The organism is Sphingobacterium rhinopitheci (assembly GCF_022627575.1).
Lineage (GTDB): Bacteria > Bacteroidota > Bacteroidia > Sphingobacteriales > Sphingobacteriaceae > Sphingobacterium > Sphingobacterium rhinopitheci.
On the sequence record NZ_JADEYQ010000001.1, the window covers coordinates 229,324 to 243,578 of the forward strand.

The window sequence follows — 14,255 nt, forward strand, 5'->3', positions numbered from 1 at the left end:
CATTTCGCTTACAAAATTTTATTTATTTCATAATATCTTCGTATATGAAGACATTAAAACTATCGGCACTAGAATTGGTGACCGTTACCAAGGGGAATAATCATACACAAGCAATACAAAGAGCCGTAGAAGGTGCTCAACATATAGAAAAATTAGGATACAATAGATTGTGGCTTGCGGAACATCACAATATGCCACATATTGCGAGCTCCGCAACAGCGGTACTCATTGGGCATATCGCAGGCAAGACCAATCAAATTCGCGTAGGCTCTGGAGGCATCATGTTGCCAAATCATACGCCACTAGTCGTTGCAGAGCAATTTGGGACATTGGAGAGCATCTATCCAGAACGTATAGATCTTGGATTGGGGCGTGCCCCAGGCACGGACCAAGCGACCGCGATGGCATTGCGACGTAATAATATGAATACATCATTCTATTTTAAAGATGATATTCTAGAGCTTCAACAATATTTGGATGAGAATAATGCACATGCCACAGTACGCGCTTTCCCCGGCGAAGGGTTAGCTATTCCTATTTATATACTTGGCTCCAGTACAGATAGTGCCTATCTTGCTGCAGAGCTGGGCTTACCTTATGCTTTTGCGGCACATTTTGCCCCTGCTATGCTAGGGGAAGCGTCAAAAATATACCATGCACATTTTCAGCCTTCGAAATATCTACAGAAGCCTTACTTTATAGCTTGTGTAAATATTGTTGCTGCGGATACCGTTGAGGAGGCTCACTTTTTAGCGACTAGCTTATTCAATATGTTTGCAGGGATACTTACCAATTTACGTAAACCATTGTCCCCTCCTACCGAAAAAGTAGTATACCATGGAATACCAGAACTGGAACAAGCGGTACTAAGCATGGTAAGCTGCACATTTATAGGTACCGAAAAAGAAATCAAAGAAGATGTATTATCTTTTGTTGATGAATATAATGTAGACGAAATCATGACAACAAATTATATATTTGATGATAGTAAACGTTTAAAAGCGTTTGACATTATTGCTAAAGCATTATTATGTTCAGAAAAATAATATTACTATCGATATTCCCTTTTGTTTTTGCTTGTCAGCAAAAACAAAAGGATGATGCGAAAGACAATCAAGATTCAAGTGCTATAGTACTTGATGGGCCAACAGAAAACACTTCTTTAACAAATAGCCCCGAAAATAAAGAAAATCATACATCAACAATAAATTACAAACAGGGAGATTTGTTGCTTGCAAATGCGAGCTACCGTATTGGTGAAGAAAATGAAATAGGTAAAATATTAAATCATGGCACATGGTTTATGTTGCGCAAAGATCAAAAAGGTTATAAAGTTGAAAAGGCTCAATATAAACTTATCAATGCGGAAGAAGAACCTTGCTCCGGATTGCCTACGCAAACCCTAGAATCAGATAGAAGTAGTTTACTATTCTTCAATATTCCTACTATAAAAATAGGTACTGTAGATACCATTGCTATAGAGTACAAAAACATAGCACCAAACAAATCACAATCTTTTGTTTTCAATGGACATTCTTATACATTAGAAGCTAAAGGAATCGATCCGCTGAAACAAGATTATTCAAGTACAGCAAATGCATTTTATCAATTAATATTGACAGTAGACAATATAAGCCAGGAAATATTATATCAAACAGAATATAACGACACCCATACAGAAATTCTATTTATTGGCGATTTGGATAAGGATGGTAAACTAGATTTTATGTTATCAAGTCCTAGAGATTATGAAGAAGAAAGAATCATCCTCATATTATCTAGTGATCCCATACATTATGAAGAAACAAGACAATTTGACTGTTAACATATATTATTATAACAGCTAGTCAAAAAATAAAAGAGTCAAAATATTATATTTGACTCTTTTATTTTTATTCAATATCGCGAATATTCAGTAAGCTATGTTGTGTGGCCGTAAACAAATTACGAAAGACAATATTAAGTTCTTGGTCCACTTGTGCCGCTTGGATACCTAGTAAAGGCATCAATATAGTAACAGCATTACGAATAGATTCGACAATATCTTTAAATTGCTTCGATATTTCTGCTAAGAAAGGGTCCTCCGCAGAAACCGTACCCGCTGCGGAAAGAACATTGACCATATCAGCGATTTCATTGACTACAGCACGATGATGCGCGAAGTTCTGTTGCAAACTATCGAGCAATTGAAATCTAGATTTACTGTATTTATCGGCCCAAAAAGGGTCTTTAGATTTCTCAAAAAAATACTTTTCCGTAAGGTCTAAGAAACGTTTATACATCCCCATGTAGTTCACCAATAATGTCAACTCCGCAAATGTCATAAATGGTATCCTATATAATGGACTATCGTAATATCTTTTACTTGGTGATAATATAAATGCATTTGCCGCATCGACTTTCACGTTATCAAGGGAAAAACTATGGCTTGCAGTACATTCTAATCCGAATGTATTCCAATCGTAATGCACCAAAACATAATCACGAGGCACAAAGAAAGAATAAACTACAGGTTTACCATCTGCATCATGACGAGGAATATCTCCATCATAAACAGGCGCATTCAGCGTAAAATGGGACAAATGTGGTGCCCCCGTCGCAAAGGACCACATGCCGGTGATCTCAAAAGATCCATCTTTCCAAATCGCTTTACCTGCGGTTCTTCCTGACCCTCCAAAGCACACTTTGGCCGTACTAAATACTTCCTTGGCTTTGCTAGGTTCAATAAATCCTGCAAACATATTGGCTCCAGAACAAAGGGTAATGGTCCAAGCCAGTGCCCCATCGTGGTAAGCCAGCTCCTCCAACAAATTTAACCCTTGTTCAAAAGAATACTCCGCACCACCATATTCTTTGGGTACCCAAATATTAAACCACTTGTTGTCATAGATAACTTGCAATTGGCTATTAACAAGAGCCTTTGCTGTAATACTTTCATATTGACTATCCCGTATTACTTGTATTTGTTCAGGTTGTAACATATTTTAGATAGGTTGATTATTGAAAATGCGCTTCCATTGGAAAAAGCCAAAAATAGCGACTATAAATAAAAATAAGGTAAGTGCAGCAAATAGATAAAGTTCCTTATGTATCTGTAAAGGTATAGCAAATAGGTTACTAATATTAAGCAATATCCAATTTTCAATTTTTCGTTTGGCCAGCAACCACATCCCAGCCCATGCTGTAGCGCTCACCCATGCATCCCATAAAGGTACATCAGAATCGGTAAATTGTGAAAGAATTAAATATAAAAAAGCAAATCCTAGAATACTAATAGCGGCAACAATGGTCCATTCGCGCCTATTGCAGTATGAGATAGGTTGTATTTGAGCTGATGTATTGATATTCCAATACCACCATCCATAGATGCTCATCACGAGGTAATACATATTGAGCGCTATCTCTGCATAAAGTTTAGCACCAAATAATACATACATACCACTTAATATCCCTAATATACCAAATATATAGTTAGATGATTTATTATTTTTTGAAAGTATAACTTGAATAATGCCACAAAGGACAGAAAATCTCTCTAACCAAGAGGTTTGGTAGAAAGCGGTTAGTAAATTTTCAAATATTATTTCCATAAAAGTGTGTTTAATTAACAAACTACACTTATGAAAATGCTACTAAGACATTTATTATAAAATCCCTACGCCAGCATTACCTGGATCAGGTTCCTTTCGAATAAATTCGAAATTGGGTATAATCTCAGCCTTATTAAAGAGACCGTCTAAAAAATATCTAACCTATTTGCTAGAACAGAAAATACGAAAAAATACTTTTTAGACAGTGACCTTAATAGCACCCCATAAGTACTATATACTTATAATTTATTTATCTAATTTCAATGATCGTTGTGAAGCCTCACGTACCTTAGCACATAGCTCAGCATCATCATTTAATTTTTTACCCCATGAAGGTATCATCTCACGAAGTTTGGCTTTATATTCTTGTGAAGTAGCACGCTCTGGGAAACATTTTTTCAACAACTGAATCATGATAGCTACAGAGGTAGATGCCCCCGGAGAAGCGCCCAATAAAGCTGCTATAGAACCATCAGCACTTGATACTACTTCCGTACCAAATTCTAATACACCGCCATGTTTAGGATCTTTTTTAATTACTTGAACACGTTGACCAGCAATTTCGATTTTCCAATCTTCCATTTTTGCTGTAGGCATGAATTGTTTCAAAGACTCTAATTTATCTTTTGGTTTTTTCATTACTTCAGTGATCAAATACTTCGTCAAATCTAAATTATCCAAACCTGCAGAAAGCATTGGTTTGATATTCGATAATTTGATAGAAGCAGGTAAATCAAAGAAAGAACCTTTTTTCAAGAATTTCGTAGAAAATCCAGCATATGGGCCAAACAATAATGCTTGCTCGCCATCAATATAACGGGTATCTAAGTGAGGAACAGACATCGGTGGAGCACCTACAGATGCTTTTCCATATACTTTTGCAGTATGTTGTTTAATGACGTCCTTGTTTATACAACGCAACCATTGACCACCTACAGGGAAACCACCATAACCTTTAGATTCCGGAATTCCTGATTTTTCTAACAATAGTAAAGAGTGACCACCAGCACCAATGAATACAAATTTAGCTTTGATATCACGTTTATCACCAGTTACTAAATCTTTAACTTCGACTTCCCAACGACCATCATCTTCACGCTCAATATCTTTTACTTCTTGATTCAGCGATAAATTGATGTTATCCTTTTTTGCTAAATGATTAATTAAATCTCTCGTCAATTCACCAAAATTTACATCGGTACCGATTTCCATTTTCGTGGCAGCAATCGGTTCATTAGCTTGACGACCTTGCATCATCAAAGGAACCCATTTTTTCAACAGCTCAACATCTTCTGTGTATTCCATTCCTTTAAACAAGTTTTGCTTCGACATAGTCTCAAAACGCGTTTTCAAGAATTTAACATCTTTTTCACCAAAAACAGCACTCATATGAGGCACTTTACGAATAAAGTGTTCAGGTTTTTTGATTATACCTTTCTCGACTAAGTAAGCCCAAAATTGCTTAGATATTTCGAATTGCTCCGCAATGTTAATTGCTTTTTCAATTTTTACAGAACCATCCGCCTGTTCAGGCGTATAATTTAATTCGCAAAGAGCAGAGTGTCCTGTACCTGCATTATTCCATGCGTCTGAACTCTCAGCTGCTACTACATCTAATCGTTCTACAATCTCAATATTAACGTCGGGATTTAACTCATTGATAAGTGTACCTAAGGTAGCGCTCATTATACCACCACCGATTAGGAGTACATCAACTTCTGTGTTTTGCTTTTTCTTACCCATGTCTTCTTAAAAAATTCGTACAAATTTACCATTCAAAATCATTACAAACGAATGATTTTGTCAAAATTCTTTCATTAAATTTCGAATTTGATCACATTTTTAAACCTATTTTACAATTATTAAAAAAGCATGTCATTTTTCAATAAATTAGTAGTATTTCAAAATTTGTTTATTTTTGTTGTGTTCGACTAAAAATTAGGAACTATTATATTCCATAGACGAGCAACGATTTGTTTAATTGAATAAAATATAATATTAATAATATGAAATTACTAGAGGGAAAAACGGCTTTAGTTACTGGAGCCTCTAAGGGTATCGGTCGTAAAATTGCAGAAGTATTTGCGCAGCATGGTGCAAATGTAGCATTCACCTATTTGTCTTCTGTAGAAAAGGGCGAAGCCTTAGAGCAAGAATTACAATCATTTGGTACTAAAGTGAAGGGTTATCGCTCTGATGCTTCAAAATTTGATCAAGCAGAACAATTAATTAATGATATCGTAGCTGAATTTGGCACTTTAGATATCGTAGTTAATAATGCTGGTATTACTAAAGATGGTTTATTGATGCGTATGACAGAAGAAAACTGGGATGATGTAATCAATGTAAACTTGAAATCTATTTTCAATGTTACCAAAGCAGCATCAAAGGTAATGATGAAAAATCGTAAAGGATCATTTATCAACATGTCTTCTGTAGTAGGTGTACAAGGAAATGCAGGACAAGCAAATTATGCTGCCTCTAAAGCAGGCATCATCGGCTTCACCAAATCTGTAGCCAAAGAGCTAGGCTCTCGTAATATCCGTGCTAATGTGGTGGCACCAGGATTTATTAAAACAGAAATGACCGACGTATTAGACGAGAAAGTAGTAGCAGGATGGGAAGCAGGTATTCCATTGAAACGTGGTGGCCAACCTGAAGATGTTGCTAATGCATGTCTTTACTTAGCGTCAGACTTATCATCTTATGTAACAGGACAAGTATTACCTGTTGATGGTGGTATGTTGTAATAACAAGCATATTTATTAAAAATAAAGCCTTTTCACAAAATGAAAAGGCTTTATTTTTTAGTCATCTAGGGACTTTCCTTTGGTCTCTGGAAGACATAGAATAAACAAAAATGATATAACTACCATGATAGCATAGAATAAAAAGATATAATAACCACCATCAGGAATCCCTTCCACGATAACAGGAAAAAACCAAGATACTAATGCCGCAAATACCCAGTGTGTGGTACTTCCTAATGAAGAGCCTTTAGCCCGAATTTCGTTAGGAAATATTTCGGATAAAAATACCCAAATAACAGCACCTTGAGATAAGGCAAAACATGCTATAAATCCTAATATATAATAGAGTAGAAATACATTGTTGCTATCACGCAAGCCAAATGCAGTGAGCAGTAAAAAAATAAACATCCCTACGGCCCCTGCTAGCAATAGTTTCTTGCGTCCCAATCTATCAATAATAGACATCCCTATTACTGTAAAAAGTACATTAGTGCCACCAATATAAATGGGTTGTAAATAACTCATCTCCTGACTAAACCCCGCCAATTCAAATATGCGTGGTGCATAGTAAAGAATAGCATTGATCCCTGTCATTTGATTGAAAAATGCAAGAAGCATAGCAAACAGAATCAGCTTGGTATATTTAGACTGAAACAAGGAAACATCTGCACCTGTACTCGTTGTAGTAGTATTAACATGAATTTGAATATTTAACTGATCTGCTATTGCATTGGCTTCATCGACTCTATTATGCTGCATTAACCAACGTGGGCTTTCCGGAATATTTCTTAACAGAAAATAAAAAGCAATAGAAGGCACAGCCATTATCCCTAGCATATAACGCCAAGCATTATCCCCAAAATTTACAAAAAGGAAATTTGTTAAATAAGCTATGAAAATTCCCGTAACAATCATAATTTGAAACAAACCAGTCAGTTTACCCCTATCAGCGGCAGGAGATATTTCGGATATATATACTGGGCCTACCACAGAGCTTATACCTACAGCTATACCTCCCATAAGTCGGAATAATAAAAATAAGCTCCAAAAAGGAGATATGGCGCAGCCAATAGCTGAAAAAAGATACAGCATTGCAATAGCAAAAAGTATAGGTTTACGTCCATATTTTTCGGACACTCTACCTGCGACTATAGCACCTAAAATAGTACCTATCAACGATATTGACACTGTTAAACCATGCCAAAAAGCACTCAGTTTCCATAATTTTTGTATTATTTGTTCTGCCCCAGATATTACTGCCGTTTCAAAACCAAATAAGAATCCTCCCATTGAGGCGATTAAGGCGTACTTCCATACATTATTCATAATTTTATAATTGATTTAGTTCGTTTATATATTAATACTGGTCATCCCGCAAAAGATGTTAAAATCATCCATTGAGGCTACTTTAATTGGTATTTTGACCTTTTGCTGTAGCCTATTTAGAAACAAGGCATGCGCTTTAGCAATACTACCACCTATAATAATGGTATCTGGCTCGAGTTTGTCTATATATTGATGGATAAAATCTGCTAATGAATCTGCCAAATAGGAAAAAGCCTCCGAACAGACCACTTCTAAATTATCATCTACAATAGCTTTGACATTAGTATATTTTATCTGATAACGCTGCTCTACAAAATCAAGGATACCCCTAGTAGAGATATAATCTTCAGCTATTCCATCCCTAAATTTTGCCGATCCATAGTTTAAATCTACCGCATTGTTGGAGTTATAAAAGGCGGAGCCTAATCCAGTACCTAATGTTAAACCTACTACTTTTTTATCAAACAATTGACTAAAATATAATTCACCTAATAGAAAAGCTACAGCATCATTATAAAAGTGAATACACTGAACATCAATGCTATACATATGAGCAAACCACGATTTCACATCCATATGCAATAGGCTTTGGTATTTATGCATACCGTCCATCAGGCAAATGCCATTATCATAATCAAATGGCCCCGGGATAGATATAACAATATTATCAATAGCGAATTTACATTTTTGTAATACCGCCGCAATAGCATCATCCCATTGCTTCAATATAGCCTCTCTCCCGGCATTACTATCTACAACAGCATGAACTTGGGCATTATTATATAAAGATATCGTACCCTCATCAATTACCGCAGCTGCAATGTGCGTACCACCGATATCTATACAAAGTGTGCGTTTTTTAGTCATCATATATTTAGGGTAAAGGGTCAAATTCACTTGGGTTATTTGGGTCAAAAACAGCTACACCGACTTTTGAATCCGCACAACCATAGTAAAGAAACCATTTGGATTTATAATAAGCCAAACCTTGCAGGAAAACTGTTCCATCAACATATTGACCACTCTTCTCAAAAGCTTCCATGGGCCGCAAAAAAGGAGTATCTAGTCTATGCAGTACTTTAGTTGGATCATTCTTATCAAACAATACTTGTCCAGCACTATAAGTACCTATATTAAAACGTGGATCAGCATACTGGGGGTCATTATGATTTTTTCCATTGTATAATAATAAAATACCTTTATCTGTCATCACTGCAGGAGGCCCGCATTCAGTCAATGCACTATCAAAATAACCTTCTCTAATATTCATAAAAACTGCTAGTTCACCATTTTCATCCAATACAGGCTCCCAATCTATAAGATTGTCCGATGTAGCACCTTTTACCCCATGCTCTCCCCAATACATCCAATATTTACCATTTACCTTAGCAATGACTAGCTTATCATCTTTTAGGGCAGTGACGATAGAAGCGGATTTATGTGAGGTGGTCATTAATTTTTCATACTTAGATTTAGCGAATATTGGACCATGTTTATCCCATTTGCGTAAATCCTTAGATGTTGCAACTCCCAAACGCGGAACATCTCTATTCCATTGGGTATAGAAAACTACATAAGTACCATCTTCAGTGACACTCACACGCGGATCTTCTATACCACCTGGCCATTCATATTCCTTTTGACTATCTTCATCTGGAAATAACACAGGCTCATTGGCACGTTCAAAATGCAAACCATCTGTACTCTTTGCTAAACCGAGCCTCGAAGTACGAAATCCTATTCCGATACCATATTTATCTTCGGCACGATACAGTACAAATAAAGTATCATCTTTGACAACAGCACCAGGGTTGAACGTATCATTCTCCTCCCATCGCACTAATTTATTAGACATAGGGTCTAAAAAAACTGTTGTTGAATCAGGTTCAATAATTGGATTTATGGCTGTAGGGCGTACAAAGCCTCCCAAAGTCCAATCAGGATTTTGTACTTTTTTAGTACCGTTACAGCTTACTAGTATACTTGACAAGGCAAGTGTAAAAACATAATTGATTTTCATATTTAATAATCTGGATTTTGTGATATTTTACCTACTGTTTTATCTACCTCAGCTTGAGGAATTGGATATAGCATATGCTTATCCTCAAAAGGTTTCCCTAAAGTTGATAGAGTAATTTTTGCAATTCCCCATCTTCGCAAATCGGACAAGCGATGGCATTCCAAGCCCAACTCTACCCTACGCTCCTGCTGCAACCATTTTATAGCCGTAGAAGCATCATTCTCCAAGACAGAATGATCGGCTAAGATATTTGTATTCTCTCCTCGAGCTCTTTGTCTGATTTTATTGATTAGCTTAACACCTTCCGCCACCTGCTGATCTCTTATTAAAGCCTCGGCTTTCCATAATAACACATCAGCATAACGAATATAAACTCTATTCACAGGAGAATTATCATTGCCAATAAAGCTGGTATTTTGTGCACCTACTAATTTATAAATAGCCTTATCAGCGGTATTTACTGTTGCAGATTTACGAGGATCCCCAGTTTCAAAAGCCGCTAAAAAATCAGTTGATGGCGCCATAAAGCCCCACCCCATTAATGCCGTAAAACCATTGCCTCGACTCGGTTGTTTTCCTGGTTCGTGGTCATAAATAAATATATTTTCTGACTCATTGTAAGTCTTCGACTCGTCAAAAGAGTCAAAATAATTTATGTTCAGGGAATAATAACCTAGGCTTTCAAGACTGTTTACTTGTTTTATCACTTCCTTCCAATCCCCCTCATACAAGGCAACCTTAGCAAGCAGTGCAATAGTGGCCCCTTTGGAAGCACGCCATTTTTCCGAAGAGTTGCTATACTTGCTATTCGGAAAATAGTCTACCGCTATGATCAGATCACTCTTTATTTGCTCATATATTTTTGCTTTATCTGTCTTTACAGCAACATCATAAGCTTCATTAAAATCTTGGAGAGGTTTTAAAACTAAGGGAACATCACCAAAATTCTTCACCAAATCAAAATAAAAAAATGAACGCAAAAAATAAGCTTCTGCAAGCAATTGCTTTCTTTTATCTTCGGGCATATTTACCTTAGATAAGGTAGATTCATCGGTCAACTGAAAGATCGCCATGTTGGTACGAGAAATACCCTCGTAGTCATATTTCCATATTCCTGCAAAAGCACCATTTTCTGCTGTAAAATTATAATTAGCAATATCATCCATCCATGCTTGATCACCATCAGGGCTCCATTTCTTGGCTGCATCCCCTGAAGCAATATCCTCTAATAAAAAATCGGGACGAATTACTAATCCTCCAGTCCAATCCCAATTGCCAAATATGTTAAGCGTATAAGCCAAGGGTCTATATGCATTTTCTACTGCTGCCACTATGGTGCCCTCTGTAGGATCTACCTGAACCTGCTCTTGTGTCAAGATACCAATTGGATCTTTATCCAAATATTTAGAACAACTTGAAAATAATAAGCTCGTTCCTATTATATATAATGCTAATTTCCTCATAATCTAAAAACTAAAGTTTAAACCTAGTAATATGGTTCTTGATTGTGGATAAGTACCTCTATCAATCAAATCTGTATTTTCAGGATCCAATCCAGTATATTTTGTCCAAGTAAAAACATTCTGCGCCGACAAGTAAACTCGAGCATGATTGACTCCTATTTTATTTAAATATTTACCAAATGAATAGCCTAGTTCAATATTCTTTAAGCGCAAATAAGAAGCGTCTTCAATATAAAGTGTGGAGAATTTACTAACCCCCGTATCTTCGAAAGCTAAGCGTGGCAATGAATTTGATGTACCTTCACCGTCCCAAGCGTCTAACATTCGTGTCGTATAATTGAATGGCCTAGTATCAAAATTTATAATTCGCATACCATCATTATACCGATCTACGGCTTTGACTCCCTGAAAAAAGATATTTAAATCAAAAGATTTATAGTTTAAATTTGCGAAGAAACCATAACTCCATCTAGGGATAGGATTACCGATGTAAGTACGATCAGCATCATTTATTAATCCATCTTGATTAATATCTTTAAAACGAATATCTCCTGGCTTACTACTTGGTGAGCCTACAGAAAATAAATGAGATTGTATTTCGGCTTGATTTTGATAAATTCCCTCCATTTGGTATCCATAATATACATCTAAAGGCTGTCCTATCTCTGCCCTCGAAACCTCGCCGATTATCCTTGGGACATTTTCATGCAAGGCAACTACTTTATTTCTAATCCCAGTCAAATTACCACCTATACTATAGCTAAATCCTTCAGTAAATGTTCCTTTGTATTTGGCACTAACCTCAAAACCCTTATTATCAACCTGCCCAGCATTGACATAAGTGGCATCTACATTTCCTACAAACGTAGGTAAACTAGCCGCTAGAAGAATATCCTTTGTTTTCTTATAAAAAATATCCGTAGTTACTTCTAGTGAATTTTTAAAAAAACGTAAATCAAGCCCCAAATTATCCTGCGTAGTAGTCTCCCACTTGAGCTTTGAGTTACCATATCTAGTAATATTACCCTCTCTACTATATAAAGTCAAATAAGCATAATTGGGGATATTCTGATTGCCTAATTTCCCTGTGCTTGCCCTTATCTTGGCATAGGTAATAAAACTATTTGCAGGGAAAAAATCCTCATTACTCACGGTCCAACCAAGCGCTACAGAAGGAAAATACCCCCATTTATTGTCTAAACCGAAACGAGAGGAAGCATCAGCTCTAAGATTCCCTGTAACAGCATATTTATTTTTATATGAATATGTAGCAGAGCCAAAAAGAGAAAATAAAGCCCACTCTTGAGCAAAGCCTCCATTCCACAGGTCCTGACCAGTACCTCCTAAATCTAAATAGTGGAACCTATCCGAATCATATTCAAACCTTCTACGAGAGGCATTTATCGAACTACTATTGTTATTAATAAATTCAGTACCTACTAGAGCATTAATTAAATGATCTTCATTAATAGTCTTGTCATATGATAGAACATTATTCCAAGTCAGGGTATAATCCTGACCACGGTCTTCATTCAGACCATTTGGCCTATTGATACGTCCGAGCCCTACATCTACTGTGGGATCCGTCCGATCTTCATCACCAAAATTACTTAAGAATGATTTGCTATGATTGAAATTCAGCTCTATTCCTAACATTGAACGAAAGCGTAGTGATCTATCTTTTAATAAAGAAACCCCAAGTTCCGCATTTCCGAAAAGCTTAAATTGGTTCTGATTGTTATTTGAGAAATAAGCTAAAGCCACAGGATTTTGACTCCATTCGTACAAGCTAGATTGAAAATTTGTGGGGTTTACATAATACGGTAAGTCCGTAAATGGATCTTGTACGGAATATGTGGGATCGGTTTTATCTTTGTACACTCCAAGAACGGGAGGTCTTAATAAAGCATGTCTTATAATACCTGGAGAATCTCCTCTGGAAGAAACAACCATTTTATCTTGGCTATTTAATAACACATTCGTTTTTAGCTCTATTCTATCCGTAAGGTTTATTTGTAAATTCGTTCTAAATTCTAGACGTTTATATTTATCATTATCATAAACGACAATACCATTTTGATCATAATATGCTGTAGAAATCAAATACTTAATCTTCTCTGTTCCTCCAGAAATCCCTACTTGAAAGCTACTTGTCTTCCCTGTTTCAAACAACTCACCCAACCAATCGGTATTCGATAAGTCAGTACGCGATAATTGATTTGTATAAGGATTTACACCCGTTGAGTTTGAATTGTTCCAGGCCTTTTCTACACTTTTTAGATACTGATTAGTATTCATCATCTTAGGTAGATTGACTGCATTTTGAATTCCAGTGTACGCATTCACGTCAAACTTTGTTTTACCTAGCTTCCCTTTCTTTGTTGTAACCAATATGACACCGGCTGCAGCTCTAGATCCATATATCGAAGCCGCTGAAGCATCTTTCAAGACAGACATAGTTTCAATATCTGCGGGATTAATAAAGCTAAAATTCGTTGTGGGCACCCCATCTACTATAAACAAGGGTGAGTTGTTACCTATAGTACCGACACCACGTATACGAATATCTATAGCATCCCCCGGCTGTCCTGTTGATTGTGTCACTGTCACACCAGAAGTTTGCCCTTGTAACATCTGCGCGACATCCTGAACCCTTCGTTTGTCTGCATTTGCCATATCCACTCGACTTACAGCACCCGAAATATTAGACTCCCGCAAACTATTGTACCCGATCACGACCACTTCATCTAGATCCTGAGCATCTTCCTTTAGTTTTATCTGTAATACTACATTTGAATCTAAAATAATACGTTCAGCAGTATATCCTGTGTATGAAATAGCAATGATATCCCCTATACTTCCAGTCATTGCAAACTGCCCCTGAGCATTAGTAACCGTTACTGTATTCTTACTTACATTACGTATGGAGGCTCCATCTAACACTTTACCATCTATACCACTAACACTACCATTGTACATTTGTTGTGTATACTTGGACTCCCAAAGGTTCACACTTCGTGCAAGAGAAGTAGGAACATTTATAAGGGAAAACGCAACATAGCTACACATCGCACCCAAGCAAATGATTTTTTTTGATTTATACATA

The 14,255-nt window shown here is 36.5% G+C and carries 11 protein-coding genes; 3 read left to right on the forward strand and 8 right to left on the reverse strand.

Annotated elements, in window-relative coordinates; all coding sequences use genetic code 11:
- Positions 1 to 44 precede the first annotated feature (44 nt).
- The gene (locus IP023_RS01065; protein WP_241788393.1) at positions 45 to 1,046 is read left to right on the forward strand and encodes an LLM class flavin-dependent oxidoreductase; all 1,002 of its coding nucleotides are present in this window, start codon (positions 45 to 47) and stop codon (positions 1,044 to 1,046) included.
- Positions 1,031 to 1,825 carry a hypothetical protein gene (locus tag IP023_RS01070; RefSeq protein ID WP_241788394.1) on the forward strand — a complete coding sequence of 265 codons (795 nt, stop codon included), beginning with the start codon at positions 1,031 to 1,033 and terminating at the stop codon, positions 1,823 to 1,825. The genes IP023_RS01065 and IP023_RS01070 overlap by 16 nt, the downstream gene beginning before the upstream one ends.
- 67 nt (positions 1,826 to 1,892) lie before the next feature.
- Here the strand turns inward: IP023_RS01070 and IP023_RS01075 are convergent, their stop codons facing one another.
- The 3 genes from IP023_RS01075 to IP023_RS01085 form a co-directional block, all read right to left on the reverse strand.
- Complete coding sequence (locus IP023_RS01075; protein ID WP_241788395.1) at positions 1,893 to 2,981, reverse strand: acyl-CoA dehydrogenase family protein; 1,089 nt, start codon at positions 2,979 to 2,981, stop codon at positions 1,893 to 1,895.
- Positions 2,982 to 2,984: 3 nt separating this feature from the next.
- Complete coding sequence (gene pnuC / locus IP023_RS01080) at positions 2,985 to 3,590, reverse strand: nicotinamide riboside transporter PnuC (protein WP_241788396.1); 606 nt, start codon at positions 3,588 to 3,590, stop codon at positions 2,985 to 2,987.
- A gap of 246 nt (positions 3,591 to 3,836) precedes the next feature.
- Positions 3,837 to 5,333, reverse strand: a complete 1,497-nt coding sequence (locus tag IP023_RS01085) for a malate:quinone oxidoreductase (RefSeq protein ID WP_241788397.1) — start codon at positions 5,331 to 5,333, stop codon at positions 3,837 to 3,839.
- A gap of 263 nt (positions 5,334 to 5,596) precedes the next feature.
- Here IP023_RS01085 and fabG point away from each other — a divergent pair, with 263 nt between their 5' ends.
- Positions 5,597 to 6,340 carry a 3-oxoacyl-[acyl-carrier-protein] reductase gene (fabG, locus tag IP023_RS01090; protein ID WP_241788398.1) on the forward strand — a complete coding sequence of 248 codons (744 nt, stop codon included), beginning with the start codon at positions 5,597 to 5,599 and terminating at the stop codon, positions 6,338 to 6,340.
- 57 nt (positions 6,341 to 6,397) lie between these two features.
- Here fabG and IP023_RS01095 read toward each other — a convergent pair whose 3' ends face one another.
- The 5 genes from IP023_RS01095 to IP023_RS01115 are packed head-to-tail and all read right to left on the reverse strand — an operon-like array spanning position 6,398 to position 14,254.
- Entirely contained in the window at positions 6,398 to 7,666 is a 1,269-nt protein-coding gene (locus IP023_RS01095) for a sugar porter family MFS transporter (protein WP_241788399.1), read from the reverse strand.
- 24 nt (positions 7,667 to 7,690) lie between these two features.
- Positions 7,691 to 8,536: an ROK family protein gene (locus IP023_RS01100; RefSeq protein ID WP_241788400.1), complete on the reverse strand. Its 846-nt coding sequence runs from the start codon at positions 8,534 to 8,536 to the stop codon at positions 7,691 to 7,693.
- Between the two features lie 4 nt (positions 8,537 to 8,540).
- Positions 8,541 to 9,686, reverse strand: a complete 1,146-nt coding sequence (locus IP023_RS01105; RefSeq protein WP_241788401.1) for a glycoside hydrolase family 130 protein — start codon at positions 9,684 to 9,686, stop codon at positions 8,541 to 8,543.
- A 2-nt stretch (positions 9,687 to 9,688) separates the two neighbouring features.
- Positions 9,689 to 11,149: a RagB/SusD family nutrient uptake outer membrane protein gene (locus IP023_RS01110; protein WP_241788402.1), complete on the reverse strand. Its 1,461-nt coding sequence runs from the start codon at positions 11,147 to 11,149 to the stop codon at positions 9,689 to 9,691.
- A gap of 3 nt (positions 11,150 to 11,152) precedes the next feature.
- On the reverse strand, positions 11,153 to 14,254 hold the full coding sequence (locus IP023_RS01115) for a SusC/RagA family TonB-linked outer membrane protein (protein WP_241788403.1): 3,102 nt from the start codon (positions 14,252 to 14,254) through the stop codon (positions 11,153 to 11,155).
- Between the last annotated feature and the right edge of the window lies 1 nt (position 14,255).

What these genes read in the sequence shown, in the direction of transcription:
- IP023_RS01065 (WP_241788393.1), top strand. Translation starts at nt 45, where the DNA reads ATGAAGACATTAAAACTATCGGCACTAGAATTGGTGACCGTTACCAAG.
- IP023_RS01070 (WP_241788394.1), top strand. Translation starts at nt 1,031, where the DNA reads ATGTTCAGAAAAATAATATTACTATCGATATTCCCTTTTGTTTTTGCT.
- IP023_RS01075 (WP_241788395.1), bottom strand. Translation starts at nt 2,981, where the DNA reads ATGTTACAACCTGAACAAATACAAGTAATACGGGATAGTCAATATGAA.
- pnuC (WP_241788396.1), bottom strand. Translation starts at nt 3,590, where the DNA reads ATGGAAATAATATTTGAAAATTTACTAACCGCTTTCTACCAAACCTCT.
- IP023_RS01085 (WP_241788397.1), bottom strand. Translation starts at nt 5,333, where the DNA reads ATGGGTAAGAAAAAGCAAAACACAGAAGTTGATGTACTCCTAATCGGT.
- fabG (WP_241788398.1), top strand. Translation starts at nt 5,597, where the DNA reads ATGAAATTACTAGAGGGAAAAACGGCTTTAGTTACTGGAGCCTCTAAG.
- IP023_RS01095 (WP_241788399.1), bottom strand. Translation starts at nt 7,666, where the DNA reads ATGAATAATGTATGGAAGTACGCCTTAATCGCCTCAATGGGAGGATTC.
- IP023_RS01100 (WP_241788400.1), bottom strand. Translation starts at nt 8,536, where the DNA reads ATGATGACTAAAAAACGCACACTTTGTATAGATATCGGTGGTACGCAC.
- IP023_RS01105 (WP_241788401.1), bottom strand. Translation starts at nt 9,686, where the DNA reads ATGAAAATCAATTATGTTTTTACACTTGCCTTGTCAAGTATACTAGTA.
- IP023_RS01110 (WP_241788402.1), bottom strand. Translation starts at nt 11,149, where the DNA reads ATGAGGAAATTAGCATTATATATAATAGGAACGAGCTTATTATTTTCA.
- IP023_RS01115 (WP_241788403.1), bottom strand. Translation starts at nt 14,254, where the DNA reads ATGTATAAATCAAAAAAAATCATTTGCTTGGGTGCGATGTGTAGCTAT.